5 protein-coding genes and 2 rRNA genes are annotated in these 16,459 nt (G+C 60.8%); 1 reads left to right on the top strand and 6 read right to left on the bottom strand.

Annotation, left to right across the window (positions count from 1 at the left end; genetic code table 11):
* The 6 genes from KIH81_RS06620 to KIH81_RS06595 all read right to left on the bottom strand — a co-directional run.
* Positions 1 to 2,367: ribosomal RNA gene (locus KIH81_RS06620) — 23S ribosomal RNA — on the bottom strand; the annotation flags it as partial.
* 460 nt (positions 2,368 to 2,827) lie between these two features.
* Positions 2,828 to 4,355 (bottom strand): 16S ribosomal RNA (locus KIH81_RS06615).
* A gap of 734 nt (positions 4,356 to 5,089) precedes the next feature.
* On the bottom strand, positions 5,090 to 7,993 hold the full coding sequence (locus KIH81_RS06610) for a glycoside hydrolase family 3 N-terminal domain-containing protein (RefSeq protein ID WP_214304623.1): 2,904 nt from the start codon (positions 7,991 to 7,993) through the stop codon (positions 5,090 to 5,092).
* 176 nt (positions 7,994 to 8,169) lie between these two features.
* The gene (locus tag KIH81_RS06605) at positions 8,170 to 9,471 is read right to left on the bottom strand and encodes an ATP-binding protein (RefSeq protein ID WP_214304622.1); all 1,302 of its coding nucleotides are present in this window, start codon (positions 9,469 to 9,471) and stop codon (positions 8,170 to 8,172) included.
* Positions 9,472 to 9,477: 6 nt separating this feature from the next.
* A complete protein-coding gene (locus tag KIH81_RS06600; protein WP_214304621.1) occupies positions 9,478 to 10,236 on the bottom strand; it encodes a LytR/AlgR family response regulator transcription factor in 759 nt (252 codons plus the stop codon).
* A gap of 187 nt (positions 10,237 to 10,423) precedes the next feature.
* Positions 10,424 to 13,330: a glycoside hydrolase family 3 N-terminal domain-containing protein gene (locus tag KIH81_RS06595; RefSeq protein WP_214304620.1), complete on the bottom strand. Its 2,907-nt coding sequence runs from the start codon at positions 13,328 to 13,330 to the stop codon at positions 10,424 to 10,426.
* Positions 13,331 to 13,677: 347 nt separating this feature from the next.
* On the opposite strand from KIH81_RS06595, the gene KIH81_RS12365 reads away from it, so the two are divergent.
* Entirely contained in the window at positions 13,678 to 16,344 is a 2,667-nt protein-coding gene (locus KIH81_RS12365; RefSeq protein WP_236029360.1) for a serine/threonine-protein kinase, read from the top strand.
* Positions 16,345 to 16,459 lie beyond the last annotated feature (115 nt).

The raw sequence follows: 16,459 nt of genomic DNA, 5'->3' as shown, positions 1-16,459 counted from the left end.
TGGCCGAGGTTAGACATCCAATGCGAACAGAGCGGTATTTCACCTTGCGACTCCACACCGGCTGGCGCCGGCGCTTCGAAGTCTCCCGCCTATGCTACACAATCCACACCGAATGCCAATACCAAGGTATAGTAAAGGTCCCGGGGTCTTTTCGTCCTTCTGCGCTTAACGAGCATCTTTACTCGTACTGCAATTTCGCCGAGCTCCTGGTCGAGACAGTGGGGAAGTCGTTACGCCATTCGTGCAGGTCGGAACTTACCCGACAAGGAATTTCGCTACCTTAGGATGGTTATAGTTACCACCGCCGTTTACCGGGGCTTGAATTCACCGCTTCACCCTGAAGGGCTGACGGATCCTCTTAACCTTCCGGCACCGGGCAGGCGTCAGTGCATATACAGCGACTTGCGTCTTCGCATGCACCTGTGTTTTTGGTAAACAGTCGCTACCCCCTGGTCTGTGCCACCCCCAACAGCTCCAGGAGCAAGTCCTTTCACCATCGGGGGTCTCCCTTAAACCGAAGGAACGGGAGTGATTTGCCGAGTTCCTTGACCAGGATTCGCTCGATCGCCTTGGTATTCTCTACCTGACCACCAGTGTCGGTTTGGGGTACGGGCGGACTGACGCCCTCACGCCGAAGCTTTTCTCGACGGCCGGGATCACCGGATCCACGCTAACGCGCGTCCCATCGCACCTCACCCTACATGCCCCCGGATTTGCCTGGGGGACGGGCTGCGTGCTTGGCCCCGGAAAACCACCTCCGGAGCCGGCCACCCTTCCGTGTCACTCCTGCGCTGACCTACTACCGCTACAGTCCCAACGGAACCACCATCCGACCCCCGAAGGGGAATTCAGGAGGAACCGGAGGTTAGTACTCACGGGCTCGGTTTTGCCGGTCGCCAGCCGGTACGGGAATATCGACCCGTTCATCCATTCGACTACGCCTGTCGGCCTCGCCTTAGGACCCGACTCACCCAGGGACGATGAACGTGGCCCTGGAACCCTTGGTCATCCAGCGGCGGGGATCTTCACCCCGCTTTCGCTACTCATGTCTGCATTCTCACTCCCCTGCAGTCCACGGCCGGTTTCCACCGCCGCTTCGCCCCGCAGGGGACGCTCTCCTACCCAACAATCCAAAAAGACTGTTGCCGCGTCTTCGGTGGCGTGCTTGAGCCCCGCTACATTGTCGGCGCGGAACCACTAGACCAGTGAGCTGTTACGCACTCTTTCAAGGGTGGCTGCTTCTGAGCCAACCTCCTGGCTGTCTATGCGACTCCACATCCTTTCCCACTTAGCACGCGCTTGGGGACCTTAGACGACGGTCTGGGCTGTTTCCCTTTCCACGACGAAGCTTATCCCCCGCCGGGTCACTGCCAGGATACACGTCACGGGTATTCGGAGTTTGGTTGCTATTGGTACCCGATACGGGCCCGCAAGCATCCAGTAGCTCTACCCCCCGGACGCAATCACCTGACGCTGCACCTAAATGCATTTCGGAGAGAACCAGCTATCACGGAATTTGATTGGCCTTTCACCCCTAACCCCAAGTCATCCCCCCGGTTTTCAACCCAGGTGGGTTCGGTCCTCCACACGGTCTTACCCGCGCTTCAACCTGCTCAGGGCTAGATCATCCCGCTTCGGGTCCAGGACACGCGACTAAAACGCCTTTTAAGACTCGCTTTCGCTACGCATACCCCACACGGGTTATGCTCGCCACGCACCACTGACTCGCAGACTCATTTTTCGATAGGCACGCCGTCACCCCGCAGGGCTCCGACGGTTTGTAGGCGCACGGTTTCAGGGACTGTTTCACTCCCCTCCCGGGGTGCTTTTCACCTTTCCCTCACGGTACTAGTTCACTATCGGTCAGACAGGAATATTTAGGCTTATCTCACGGTCGAGACGGATTCGCACGGGGTTCCACGGGACCCGTGCTACTTGGGAGGCGCGATCGACGGGACATGCGCATACGGGTACGGGGCCCTCACCCTCTACGGCCCGGCATTCAATCCGGTTCCCCTCGCACACGTCTTTATCACCGCCGCCCGGCACGTCGGCACCGGGACACACGCTCCCACAACACCCCACACGCAACCCCCGACGGGTATCACACGCATGAGGTTTGGCCTGATCCGCTTTCGCTCGCCACTACTCACGGAATATCCTTTCCTGCAGGTACTGAGATGTTTCACTTCCCTGCGTACCCCCCGCAAAAGCGGTAACCGCCCATGACGGCGGCTGGGTTCCCCCATTCGGAAATCCTCGGATCAAAGCCCGGTCGGCGGCTCCCCGAGGCCTATCGCGGCCCCCCACGTCCTTCATCGGTCCTGTCTGCCAAGGCATCCACCATACGCCCTTCAAGACAACACACAACACACAACAGGCGTTGCGTGATCCCGAAAACAGCTAACTCTGGACTCCCAGACAACAAATCAACACATCAAACGATCACAAAACGATCGAAACGAACAACAAAAACAATAATCTCATTTTCGAGTTCGAAACGAAATCAACAACAAGAAAAGAATCAAAAGAAACTTTCTTGCTCGCGTCCACTATCCAGTTCTCAAACCACCACGCACCCACCAGCCGACCACCGGGCCGAAACCCAGGCAACCAAACCCATGGGGCAGCGAATCGCACCCGAGAATAACCTCGGGGGTGGCGATCCGGGAGCCCAAAAGCGCATCCATACCACTCCACGGCCATCCCACGACGGACAGGCCGAAAGCCCATGATCTCTTCCACACCAGCAACCCCGACCGAACCGCGACTGTCGCGGACGCGGGGCACACACCGGCCAGCGAACACTGGCCTGAATACTCCGTAGAAAGGAGGTGATCCAGCCGCACCTTCCGGTACGGCTACCTTGTTACGACTTAGTCCCAATCACGAGCCTCACCTTAGACGGCTCCCCCCTCCAAAAGGAGGTTAGGCCACCGGCTTCGGGTGCTGCCCACTTTCATGACTTGACGGGCGGTGTGTACAAGGCCCGGGAACGCATTCACCGCGACGTTGCTGATTCGCGATTACTAGCGACTCCGCCTTCACGCAGTCGAGTTGCAGACTGCGATCCGAACTGAGACCGGTTTTCAGGGATCCGCTCCGCCTCACGGCGTCGCATCCCGTTGTACCGGCCATTGTAGCATGCGTGAAGCCCTGGACGTAAGGGGCATGATGATCTGACGTCATCCCCACCTTCCTCCGAGTTAACCCCGGCGGTCCCCCGTGAGTTCCCATCCTAACATGCTGGCAACACGGGGCGAGGGTTGCGCTCGTTGCGGGACTTAACCCAACATCTCACGACACGAGCTGACGACGACCATGCACCACCTGTGAACCCGCCCCGAAGGGAAACCACATCTCTGCGGCTGTCGGGAACATGTCAAGCCCAGGTAAGGTTCTTCGCGTTGCATCGAATTAATCCGCATGCTCCGCCGCTTGTGCGGGCCCCCGTCAATTTCTTTGAGTTTTAGCCTTGCGGCCGTACTCCCCAGGCGGGATGCTTAACGCGTTGGCTCCGACACGGAACACGTGGAACGTGCCCCACATCCAGCATCCACCGTTTACGGCGTGGACTACCAGGGTATCTAATCCTGTTCGCTCCCCACGCTTTCGCTCCTCAGCGTCAGTAACGGCCCAGAGACCTGCCTTCGCCATTGGTGTTCTTCCCGATATCTACACATTCCACCGTTACACCGGGAATTCCAGTCTCCCCTACCGCACTCCAGCCCGCCCGTACCCGGCGCAGATCCACCGTTAAGCGATGGACTTTCACACCGGACGCGACGAACCGCCTACGAGCCCTTTACGCCCAATAATTCCGGATAACGCTTGCACCCTACGTATTACCGCGGCTGCTGGCACGTAGTTAGCCGGTGCTTATTCAACAGGTACACTCACAAACGCTTGCTCCCTGCTAAAAGAGGTTTACAACCCGAAGGCCTCCATCCCTCACGCGGCGTCGCTGCATCAGGCTTGCGCCCATTGTGCAATATTCCCCACTGCTGCCTCCCGTAGGAGTCTGGGCCGTATCTCAGTCCCAATGTGGCCGGTCGCCCTCTCAGGCCGGCTACCCGTCGAAGCCATGGTGGGCCGTTACCCCGCCATCAAGCTGATAGGACGCGACCCCATCCCACGCCGCAAAAGCTTTCCCACAATCGCATGCGCTCATGTGGAACATCCGGCATTACCACCCGTTTCCAGGAGCTATTCCGGAGCATGGGGCAGGTCGGTCACGCATTACTCACCCGTTCGCCACTCTCACCAACCAGCAAGCTGGCCGGATCCCGTTCGACTTGCATGTGTTAAGCACGCCGCCAGCGTTCATCCTGAGCCAGAATCGAACCCTCCACAAAAAAACTTGCAGAAAAGCCAATAGATGACTCTCAAAAACAAAATTGACAAGCAATCCTTTTAAGGAAAAGGACACACTCACAAAAACCACACCCCAATTCAACCCCTCCCAGGGAACCCAACCAAAACAAGGCCGGGCTTGAGGCATACTGGCAATCATTGACTATAAAGAAGTAGTACAAACACGCTCTTGAGTTCTCAAACCACCACCACACACAAACCAACCCGAACACCGTAAAACCATTGAAATGGAAGGAATCCGAACCGCTCAGCGGCAGCGAATGAATAACTTACACGAAACCAAAAACAAACGCAAACCGAGGCATGACAAAACCCGAGAAAACCGCACCATAGCAACGTTCTCTCGGCGTGTCGCAAACAGCCGATTTCACCCCTGCTACTGCCAATATAACGCCACCAAACACGGCGAAATGCCCTAAAAATTGTTTAGTATCGGCGTGTTCTCCATAAATTCATTTGCGCAGACACATCAGCACAACGCAAACTAGCCGAATCCAGGGAGGCCATCGGTTGGGCAGTGATGGCCGGCTCGGATTCGGCTGGTTATTTGGTTATTCGGGCGTCCGGGTCAGGAGAAGAACAACCCGGCACACGATTTCTGGGCGATGACCACCTTGCCCGTCTTGCTCCACTTCCCCATGCCGCCAACGAACACGGAAGGACTCAATGCGAGAGGCAGAAAACAGGCAAGGTGCACATCAAGGATGATCGGACACTACTTATCGATGTCACCGGCTTCCACAATCACAACCGGCTTACGGCGGACCAGGAAGCGGCGGATGGCGACGGTCTCCAGGCCGATGAACAGCACAGCGGCGACGGCCCAGACCACATACATGGCCACGCGCCACAGAGGCGTATCAACGTCCGGCTCACCGTTCTCGTACATCCAGCTATTGGCTGTGGCGTACAGGATGTTGTGCGCCGCATTACGCATCGCTTTCACGGAAGTGGCGGAACGATCGGACACATGGTTCGTCACGTCGAGTGTGGCCAGCATGAGGTCGTTGCCGTTGCGAATCTCCTGATCGGCGTTCTGGAACAGGTCGTAATTGCCGAAGTAATCCGTCACCACCATGCCGCGGAAGCCCCACTCATCGCGCAGCACATTCTGCAGCAGGTGTGCGTTGGCGCCCGAGTATGTGGTGCCGATGTAATTGAACGAGCTCATCATGGCGGTGGCATGGCCATCCTTCACCGCCGCTTCGAACGGCTTGAGGTAAATCTCGCGGATCGCCTGCTCATTCGACCACGTGCACAGCATGTTGGTGCGGTTGGTTTCCTGATCGTTCAAGGCGAAGTGCTTCACGAAGGCATACACCCCTTGCTTCTGTACGGCACCAACTTCCGACGACACCATGGCGGCGGAAAGCACGCTATCTTCCGAGAAGTACTCGAAGGTACGTCCGGCGAACGCATTGCGGTGAATGTTCACGGCTGGCGCATACCAGCCGGTGATATGCATGTCATGTGCCATCTGGGCGATCATCTTGCCGAAGCGTTGGGCCAGATCGACGTTCCAGGTGCAGGCGAATGCGGTGGCGGCGGGGAAACCAATCGAGCCAATGCCGGTGAAGTTGTTGTTCAACGCAGCAGGACCGTCCGCATCGACCAGCTGGATCTTGCCGATGGAGTTGATGGCTGCGTTACCGAAGCCGCCATTGGCGATCAGATTGTCCATATCGTCGACAGTCAGCTCGTCCAACAACTTGTTCCACTGGGGATCGTCGTAGTCCTTGCCGGTCAGATCGGCCAGACGCACGCCGTTCTTGGCGCCGGTGGTCGGCATCTCATCGGAATCGTCGTTGTGATCCGTCGCCTTGTAATTGCCGTTGTTGACGAACTTGGACTTCGCTTCGTCGGACATCGACAGGCTGACCGGAGCGGCGGTCGCCTTGCTGTAGTTCGCAAAATGATCGGCGCGCGACAGGTAGGTCACATCGCCCGCGGCATCATCGAACTGATTGGTGGCCGCGGTCTGATCGCCGTTGTGGGTGTTATCGTCGGAATCGTAGGTGATGGTCTTCGGCACATTCACGGTCCGATCTTCGAGCACGGTATGCGAGTCGGAGCGAATCGACACCTCATAATCGCCCTGTTCGAGCACCCAGGCCTTGGCGTTCCGGTAATCGTACGATGCCATATCATCGTCATCGAACTCGATGGACAGAGTCTGCGATTCGCCAGGCTTGAGTTCGTCGGTCTTGTCGAACGCCATAAGGTTGGCCGAGGCCTTCTCGATGCCGCCGTTGGTGTACGGCGGATTCACATACGCCTCCACCACATCGCGGCCAGCACGGTCACCGGTATTGGTGACGGTCACGTCGAAGCCGATCTTGCCGTCCTTATAGGAGACGTCGCCCATCTTCTGCGTGAACTTCGTATAGCTCAGGCCATAACCGAACGGGTATTGCACGGTCGAAGCGTAGTCGATGAGTCCTTCGTCTGCGGCGGTCTCATAGAACTTGTACCCCACGTAGATGCCTTCGACGTAGTTGACGAACGTAGGCGTCACGTCCTGGCCGGAGAAGGAGCTGGTCATCGCGAACTCGTCGACGTTGTCGTAGGTGAAGTTGCCGACGTTGTTGAAGGTCGGCGCGGCGGTCAGATCCTTGACGAAGGTGTCCGATGTCTTGCCGGAGGGGTTCAGCTCGCCGCTGAGCACCTCGCCGAGGGCGGAGAAGCCGGTCTGGCCGGCGGGCGGACACCAGACAACGGACTTGATCTGCGGGTAGGAATCAAGGAAGTCGAACTGGAACGCATTCGCGCCGTTGTATACCAGCGTGACCTTGTCGAAGTTCTTGGTGACCAGGTCGAGCATGTTCTTCTCGGTCTGGGAGAGCTGCAGGAAGTGGTCACCCTTCTGGAAGTCCTCGTAATCCTTGGAATTGTTGTGGTAGGTGACGCCGTCGGCCTTCATGTCCTTCGGCAGGTCAGTGCCCTCGCCACCGACTCGGGTGATCACCACGATGGCGGCGTCGGAGAAGTCCTTCGCGTCCTTGATCAGACTGTCCGAATAGTCGGAAGCGGGCACTTCAGGCAACGTCCAATCGACGTTGAACATGCCGACTTCCGGACGATCCTTGCGGTAGTCGGTGTACAGCTTGGATAGTTCGGTGTTGGTTTTGATGCCCGCCTCATGCAGTCCGTCAAGCAGGGAAATGGTCGGGTACTGGTCCGACATCGATCCGGAGCCGGTGCCGCCGTACACGGGATTGGTGGAGCCCCAGCCGAACACGTTGACCTTCTTGGAGGACAGCGGCAGGTTAGCGTCATCGTTCTGCAACAGGGTGATCGCTTCCGACTGCACGTCCTTGGCGAGCTTGTTCGCAGCAGCGACTGTGCTGCTGGACAGCGTGTACTTCTTGGCCGAGGCATTGTTCAGAATGGTGGACAGCGGGCCGCTCACCATTATCGAGGCGGCGACCACCACGGCCACCAACACCACCAGCCAAGACTCGGAATGGATGAGCTTGCGCATGGACACGGACTTGACGGTCTTCTTGTTGACCGCAAACGTGATGATCACAGCCAGCACCAGAATCACACCGGCCGCTGCCAGATACGGAACCAACGATCCCATGACTGCGGCAACATCGGCCATGTTGATATCCAACATGACAGGTCTCCTTAACTCTCATTATGCGTGGGCGCAACAGCCGCCGCAGGTTTCGTTGCCTGTCGTTCGGCTACTGTGCCGGTGAACAATTCCGAGGATATGAATCTGCTCTTGCCGCCACAGCGCACCTCGCATGAGAGGTCAAGTCGAACGCATGAATGGGAGGGACCGCGCTTTCACGCGGGGATGGGAAGCACCACGCTGACGGAGAAGATGCCGTCCTCGGCCTTCATGGCCATCTCACCTTGGTATTTATGCACCTGCCAGGCCATGGACCGCGTGCCGAATCCATGTTCGGCAGCATCGGCCTTCGTGGTGCACGGCAGACCATCACGGAACACTGGCTGCCGTTCGGGAGCATAGCTGTTCTCCTCTTCCGCCACCAGAAGACCACCTTTCGCCGTGAGGGTGAAGTTGATGATCTTCCGCTCGGGCTGCCGGACCGCATCCACGCTTTCGATGGCGTTGTCCAGCATGTTGCCGAACAACGCATACACGTCCGCGTCGCTCATGAATCCAAGACGGCTGCCGTCCGCGATGCAGGTGAAGGTGATGCCCTTGCCGGTGCAGTACAGCCCCTTTTCCGTCAATAAGACGTCCAGGCATTCGTTGCCGGTGTGGAACATGGAATCGTAGATGCGGATGTTGTTCTCGATCTTTTTAGCCATGTCAGCCGTAAGTCCGCCGCCGCTCAGTGAGGCGATGGACTTGCGGATATCGTGGCATCGGATATTGATCAGTTCGATGTTCTCCTTGGCCAGTTCATGGTGATGTTCGGCCAGTCTCGCCTGCTGGCGCATCACTTCCAGGTCACCGTAGAGATGGTCGCTTGAGGAGATCAGCACCAGAATGACCAGCAGAAGCATGGAGGTTATCGCGTCGTAGCTGAATCCGACGAACATGACTTGCTCGGACTGCCCGTCCAGCATCACCATGTTGAATACGATGACGAACGCGAGCGCGACGACGCTGATCAAAACCCAGGTGACACGGCTGCGAACCTTCGCGTACTCGATGACGAACGATCGCCCCAGAATCAGGTAGGCCACCAGATATACCACCGCGAAAAACGCGAGACTGGCCGCCTGGGAACGAAGGAACGTCAGATGAGACCCCAGCGGAGAGTGGGTCAACGATGCGAGAAGCCCCACCGCGATATGCTGCAGGGTGTATCCCGCCGCAACGACGACCAGTGATTCCAACCATGCTGATTTGGTGCATTCGCGCAACAACGCGATGAGCGATGCCGCGCATATCGCGTAATAGCCGGTCAACGACAGCACTTGGACGAGGTGCCCGGCGGCGAAGTGGGACAGTACCGCCATAAGCAGCTGATACAGCACGTCACCGATGATCACGTATGCCGGCAAGGTCAGCAGCCAGACGGTTTTACGCCACATCAGCTGTTTGGAGAACACCGCGGCGCCGCACATCAGCAGCAAAGGAAACAATCCGTATCCGAACCAGTCAGCAAGCATGATCGTTCACCTTCCGTAATACGCGGCTAGGGCCTGCATGAGGGGTTTACGTTTGGAGCGGGAGACGGGTAGGGTCTGGCCGTCCACCACCACGGTGTCGCCGTTGACGGCCTGCACCCATTCGAGGTTGACCAGGCAGTAACGGTTCGAGGCAGCGAAATGCACGGGCTCCAGCAGCGCGGCGGCCTCCTTGAGGCTGGACCAGACCTTGTACGCCACACGCTCGGTGTGATAGATGACCTCGTGGCCGAGCACCTCCACGTACCGCACGTCATGCGAGGAAAGGAACTGCGTGCCTGTGCCCACGGTAAGCGGGATGGTGACGCCCTGGCGTTTGGCCACCAGATCCTCCACCTTGCGCATCTTGAGCGCGAATCCGAAGTAATCAATGGGCTTGACGAGGTAGCCAATGGCGTCCACGTCGTAGCCGACGGCCGCGTACTGGGCCATTTTGGTGGTGAAGACGAGCACGACATGGCTGTCGATCTCGCGCAACCGGTGCGCGGTTTCGAGGCCGTCGATGCCGGGCATTTCCACGTCCAGGAACATCGCGTCGAATTCGGCCTTGTAGTCGTCCAGGAAGGACTCGCCGTCCGTGAATCGGGTGATGGTGTAGGCGGGGTGCGATTGGGTGCCGGAGCGGGCATCATGCTCGGCCGCCGTGCCGCGCGATTCGTCTTCACGCTCGGCGTAGTACCGTTCGATCATCTCCGCGGTGCGTGCGGCGTCGGTATCGTCGTCATCGACGATGGCAATGCGAATCATCGGCGATTCTTCCTTTCCCAGCCAATACATCGGGTGACTCCCCTCAGTCGCCTATGGCGACAGCTCCCCTCAGCGAGGGGAGCCGGAAATCTCTCTCCAGTCTCGCATATGCGAAACGGCTCGTCCGGTATTGGGACGAGCCGTTTGGCTATTCAATTATTCAGTTATCCGGGCCATCGCGCGGGTCTCAGGCCTGAGTGGTCGGAGCCACTGCAGCAACGACCTGCTTGCGGCGCTTGAGGAACTTCATGATGGTCAGGACCTCAAGGGCGATCACCAGGACGGCGGTCACGCCCCAGGCCACGTACATGGCGGTCTTCCACATCGGGGTGTCGACCTCGGGCTCGCCGTTCTCGTACTGCCAGCCGTTGGCCACGGTGTACAGAATGTTGTGGGCGGCCGTGCGCATGGCCTTCACGGAGGTGGCGGACTTGTCGGTGATGTGGTTGGTGATGGAGGTGGTGGCCAGCATCGCGTCGTTGCCGGCTCGGACGAGCTGGTCGGCGTTCTGGTAGCCGTTGCCGGAGAAGTAATCGGTCAGCACGAAGCCCTGGAAGCCCCATTCGTTGCGCAGCACGTTCTGCTGGAGCGGAGCGTAGGCGCCGGCGTAGGTGTTGCCGATGTAGTTGAAGGCGCTCATCACGGCCTGTGCGCCGCCTTCCTTCACGCTCATCTCGAACGGCTTCAGGTAGATCTCACGGATCGCCTGTTCGTTGGCCCAGGTGCACAGCATCAGGTCTCGGTTGGTTTCCTGATCGTTCAGGGCGAAGTGCTTCATGAAGGAGTACACGCCCTTCTCCTTGGCGCCGGCGATCTGGTTGGAGGCCATCACGCCGGAGAGCAGGCCGTCCTCGGAGAAGTACTCGAAGGTACGTCCGGAGAAGGCGTTGCGGTGGATGTTCATGGCGGGTGCATACCAGCCGGCCACGTGCATGTCGCGGGCCATCTGGCCGATCATCTCGCCGAACTGCTTGGCCAGGTCCTTATTCCACGTGCAGGCGAAGGCGGTGGAGGCCGGGAAGCCGATGGAGCCCACGCCGGTGAAGTTATTGTTCAGGGAGGCCGGGCCGTCGGCGTCGGTCACCTGGATCTTGCCGATGGAGGTCACGGCCTGGGTGCCGTAGCCGGCGTTGGCGATCAGGTTGTCCATGTCGTCGAAGGTGAGTTCGTCGAGCAGCTTGTCCCACTGCGGGTCGTCGTAGTCCTTGCCGGTCAGATCGGCCAGACGCACGCCGTTCTTGGCGCCGGTGGTCGGCATCTGGTCATCGGCGTTGTCGAACTTGGTGGGATCGTAGTTGCCGTTGTTGTAGAAGGTGGACTTGGCTTCGTCGCTCATGGAGAAGTCGGTCGGAGCGGCGGTCGCCTGCTTGTAGTTGGCGAAGTGGTTCGCACGGGACAGGTACGTCACGTCACCGGCGGCATCGTCGAACTGGTTGGTGGCCGCGGTCTTGTCGCCGTTGTGCGTGTTGCTGTCGGAGTCGTAGGTGATGGTCTCCGGCACGTTCACGGTCTGCTCGTCGATCACGGTGTGGGAGTCGGACTGGATGGACACCTCGTAGTCGCCCTTCTCCAGCACATACGCCTTGGCGTTCTTGGAGTCGTAGGAGGCCATGTCGTCGTCATCGAAGGAAATCTTGACGGTCTCGGACTCGCCCGGCTTGAGCTCCTTCGTCTTCTCGAAGGCCACCAGGTTCACGGAGGCCTTCTCGATGCCGCCATCGGTGTACGGCGGGTTGTAGTACGCCTCAACCACGTCCTTGCCGGCCACATCGCCCGTGTTGGTCACGGTCACGTCGAACGAGATCTTGCCATCGGAGTACGTCACGTCGCCCATCTTCTGATCGAACGTCGTGTACGACAGGCCGTAGCCGAACGGGTACTGCACCACGTCGTCGTACTTGATCAGGCCCTCGTCGTCGGCGGTCTCGTAGAACTTGTAGCCCACGTAAATGCCCTCGACGTAGTTCACGAAGCTCGGGGTGGCGGTCACGGCACCGGCGAAGGAGTTGAAGGAGACCTCGAACTCATCGGCGTTGTCGTAGTTGAAGTTGCCGAAGTTGTTGTAGGAGACGGACTTGGTGAGGTCCTTGAGGAAGGTGTCGGAGGTCTTGCCGGACGGGTTCACGTCACCGGCGAGCACCTCGCCGAGGGCGGAGAAGCCGGTCTGGCCGGCGGGCGGGCACCACAGCACGGACTTGATCTGCGGGTAGTCGGCGAGGAAGTCGAACTGGAAGGTGTTGGCGCCGTTGTAGATCAGCGTGACCTTGCTGAAGTTCTTGGTGACCAGGTCGAGCATGTTGCGCTCGGTCTGGGAGAGCTGCAGGAAGCTCTGGCCCTTCTGGAAGTCCTTGTAATCCTTGGAATTGTCGGTGTAGGTGATGCCGTCGGCGGTCATGTCCATCGGCAGGTCGGCGCCCTCGCCGCCGACACGGGTGAGCACCACGACGGCCTCGTCGGAGAAGGACTTGGCGTCGGAGATCAGGGAATCGGAGTACTGGTCGGCCGGCACTTCGGGCAGGGTCCAATCCTGGGCCCACATGCCCACTTCCGGACGGTCCTTGCGGTAGTCGGTGTACAGCTTGGTCAGCTCGCTGTTGGTCTCGATGCCGGCTTCCTTCATACCGTCAAGCAGGGAGACGGTCTCGTACTGGTCGGACATGGAACCGGAACCGGTGCCGCCGTAGACCGGATTGGTGGAGCCCCAGCCGAACACGTTGATCTTCTTGTTGGCCAGCGGCAGGTTGGAGTCGTCGTTCTTGAGCATGGTGACGGCCTCGGTCTGCACGTCCTTGGCCAGCTTGTTCGCGGCGGCCACGGTCGAATCGGACAGCTGGTACTTGGTGATGGTCGCGTTGTTGAGCAGCGTGGCCAGCGGGCCGGACAGCATCATGGACACGGCCACGACGATGCCGACGAGCGCCACGAGCCAGGATTCGGAATGAATGAGCTTGCGGTTGGCCACGGCCTTCACCGTCTTCTTGTTGACGGCGAACGTGATGACGATGGCCAGTACCAGCAGCACGCCGATGGCGATGAGATACGGTGTCAGCGAACCGATGACGTTCAATACGTCGGCCATGTTGATCTGCAGCATGGGGTCTCCTCCTTGATTCTTACCTTTGCGCGGCATGCCTGCCCGAATCCGATATCGTTATCGAATCCGAACGGCGGCCCGGTGGCACTGCCCTAGCCACGCTGGCCGCCGGATGCGTCCGTCCGGCTCTCCTTTGGGGCCGACGGCACATCCTTGATGCCGATGACCTTAGGTTCGCAGATTCGCATCCGCCGTGTAAGGCGATACCCCCATCCTGTCATTTCGGGCGCATAATCTGCTAGCACACGTCACCCGCGACGCACAGGAGAAATGCGCGAACGGTCGCTTTCGGTGCAAGAACGGCTCATCCGAAAGGACCACGGCGCTCCAGCGGGGGCCCGGCTAGGATGGAGTCCATGAGCGATCTGAACGCATTGAATCTTGAACCGGGCGAAGTGGTGGGCGGCTACACGCTGATATCCCGCCTCGGTTCGGGGGCCATGGGTTCGGTCTGGCGCGTGCGGGACGACGGCGGCCAGACGTACGCGATGAAGATCCTGCGTGATTCCCTGGCCGAGGAGTCGGACGACGCGATGGCGGCGGGCGCGGGCCCGGCCGCGGAACAGGACCCCAATCTCAAGCCGGACGTGACCCCGCGCGAACGCCTGCGCCGCGAGGCCATGGCTTTGAAGAAGGTCAACCATCCGGGCGTGTGCGGCATCGTGGATATGGAGCTGGACGATTCGCTGGCGTTCATCGTCACCGAACTCATCGAGGGCCGCAACCTCAAGGATGACGTGGCCGTCAACGGCCGGTACATCGGCGACGATCTCGAACGGCTGGCCCGCAAGCTCATCGAGGCGGTCAAGGCCGTGCATGCGGCCGGCATCGTCCACCGCGACATCAAGCCCACCAATGTGATGGTCTCCGCGTCCGGCCCGGTGCTGGTCGATTTCGGCATCGCGATGGGCGAAGGCGAAAGCCACGTGACCCGCACGGGGCTGGTGATGGGCACGCCCGGATTCATCGCCCCGGAAATCATCGAGGGCGCCGAATCGGACGAGGCGACCGACTGGTGGTCGGTGGCGTCCGTGCTGGCGTTCGCGGCCACCGGCGCACCCGTGTTCGGTGTCAAGCCGATGATGGCGGTGCTGGAGCGCGCGGCCTCGGGCAATGCGAACCTTACCGGTCTGCCGGCCGGCACGCTGGCGGCCTTCCGCGCGGCGCTCAGCCCGGATCGCAGCAAACGTTGTACGCCCGATCAGCTGTTGCACGCCATCGCCCTGGACGCGCTCAATCCCGCCGCATGGCAGGGTACGCAGGCCGGGCCGTTCGGTGCCGGCGCGATCGCGGGAGGCGTGGCCGCGCTGGCCGGAGTCGGAGCCGGAACGTCCGACGGAACCGAGGCGATGCCCCCTTTTGGTTCGGCCTCCGGCGCAACCGCTGGCGCTGACCCCGACAATCCCCGCACGGTCTGGCGGACCGCGGACGACGCCGACATCATTCGCACCGAAGCCGTGTCGGGAGGCCCACCCGCACCGCCGGCACCGCACTCCGCGACCGCCGTGCTGTCCGCGGGGGCTCCCGCGACCACCGTCTTCCCCGCATCCCCGGCAGGCACGACCATCGCCAACGCGACGGTGCCGCTGGCGGACGCCTCCGGCACCCGCGGTGCGGACGCACCCACGCGCACGCTGGTGGGACGCGCGACCGGCGCCGACCATGGCACACGGGTGTTGCCCGAAACGAACGTCCAAACGGCCGCAGCGGCACCGGACTCCGTGCGCGACATCCGCGGAACCGCGCCGCGCACGGCCGGCATGGCCGCACTCTCGCGAGAATCCGCACAACCGACCGGCAATGTGCCGGCGTTCCTGCAATCGCAGGAGACCGTGGCGCCCACGTCGTTGGCCGGTGCGACGGTTCCGTTGGCCGAACGCACCGCGGTGATGCCCTCGGGCGCCACGGCCGCAACTACACCTGCACCGCTGCAACCCATGCCTTCCGTATTCCCACCCGTGCAGGCCGGCGGCATACTGGCCGGACAGAACGGACAGACGGGCCAGAGCGCGCAAAGTGGACAGGCGTATGCCCCGAACGGTTCGCCGTACGGCACCTATGGCCAGCCGCAGCCCGCCTATGGCTCGCCTGGCTACGGCTCACCCACCTACGGCGCAATGGGCGACACCCAGCCCACGATCGCCGATCCGACCATCCGGCCGGCGTTGCAGCGCATCATTGACCAGACCGCGCAGGCCTCCCCAACCGAGGCGATCGCACAGGCAAGCGCGCAGACACTCGCCCAGTCGCAGCCGGGGCCGAATCCCGCGGACGTACGTCGTGGCGAATACCTCTCGCGCGGCACGCTGCCGTTGTGGCTGATCGCGGTCCCGTTGGCGCTGCTGGCCTCCGTACTACCGGTCATCGCCCTGTTCACCGCCGCCGCGGTGTTGTGGCTGCTGCTCACGTTGGCATACAACGCCGAATCGCAGCTGGAGCGCGAGGGCCGGCGAGGCGGCGAACGTAAGGGCTCCGATTCGCTGATTCGCGCGGCCACGCTCCCCTGGCATCTGCTCAAGGGACTGCTGCTCATGCTGCCGCGACTGGCATTGATGACAACGATCGCCGCAGTCGGCACGTCATTGGCCGCGGCGCTGCTCAACCTGCCCGTGGAGACGGTGGATTGGGTCGCGGGTCCGTGGACCCTGCCGATTCCGGTGCTGACCGACATGTCGACCTCCCCGACCGGACTGGTGTTGGGCGGGTTCACGGCGGCTGGCTGGCTGGTCACGGCGTTCGGGCCGCGGGCCGTGATGGTCCGTCTCGGCGCCGGCGTGCTGCGTGGCATCCGCAGGCCATCCTCAGCCGCGGCCGCGGGCATTACGCCGGCAGGTGAAGCGCTGTTGGCCTCCGCGTCCCCCGCGCTCGGACCGAACGGTTCGCCGAATACCGCCGCCGCTCCCAAGGGCGGACGACGGGACGCCGTTTTGATTGTCGTCTGGCTGATCGCCTTCGTGGCGCTGGGCGCACTGTCGCTGTCCAGCCAGCCGATCGACTGGACGCCGCTGCTGTAACGCTATGCCAGCTGTGCCATTCAAGTGGCACAGCAAGGGCGGCACTTTTACGCAGAATTCACCTCAGAGCCGACCTTCGCGGCCGCTTCCTCAGGCCCGGCCATTATGATGGGGC

Source organism: Bifidobacterium miconisargentati (assembly GCF_019331675.1).
GTDB classification, from domain to species: Bacteria; Actinomycetota; Actinomycetes; order Actinomycetales; family Bifidobacteriaceae; genus Bifidobacterium; species Bifidobacterium miconisargentati.
The sequence above is the reverse complement of the archived record's forward strand: the minus strand, read 5'-3'. Positions and strand labels throughout refer to the sequence as shown.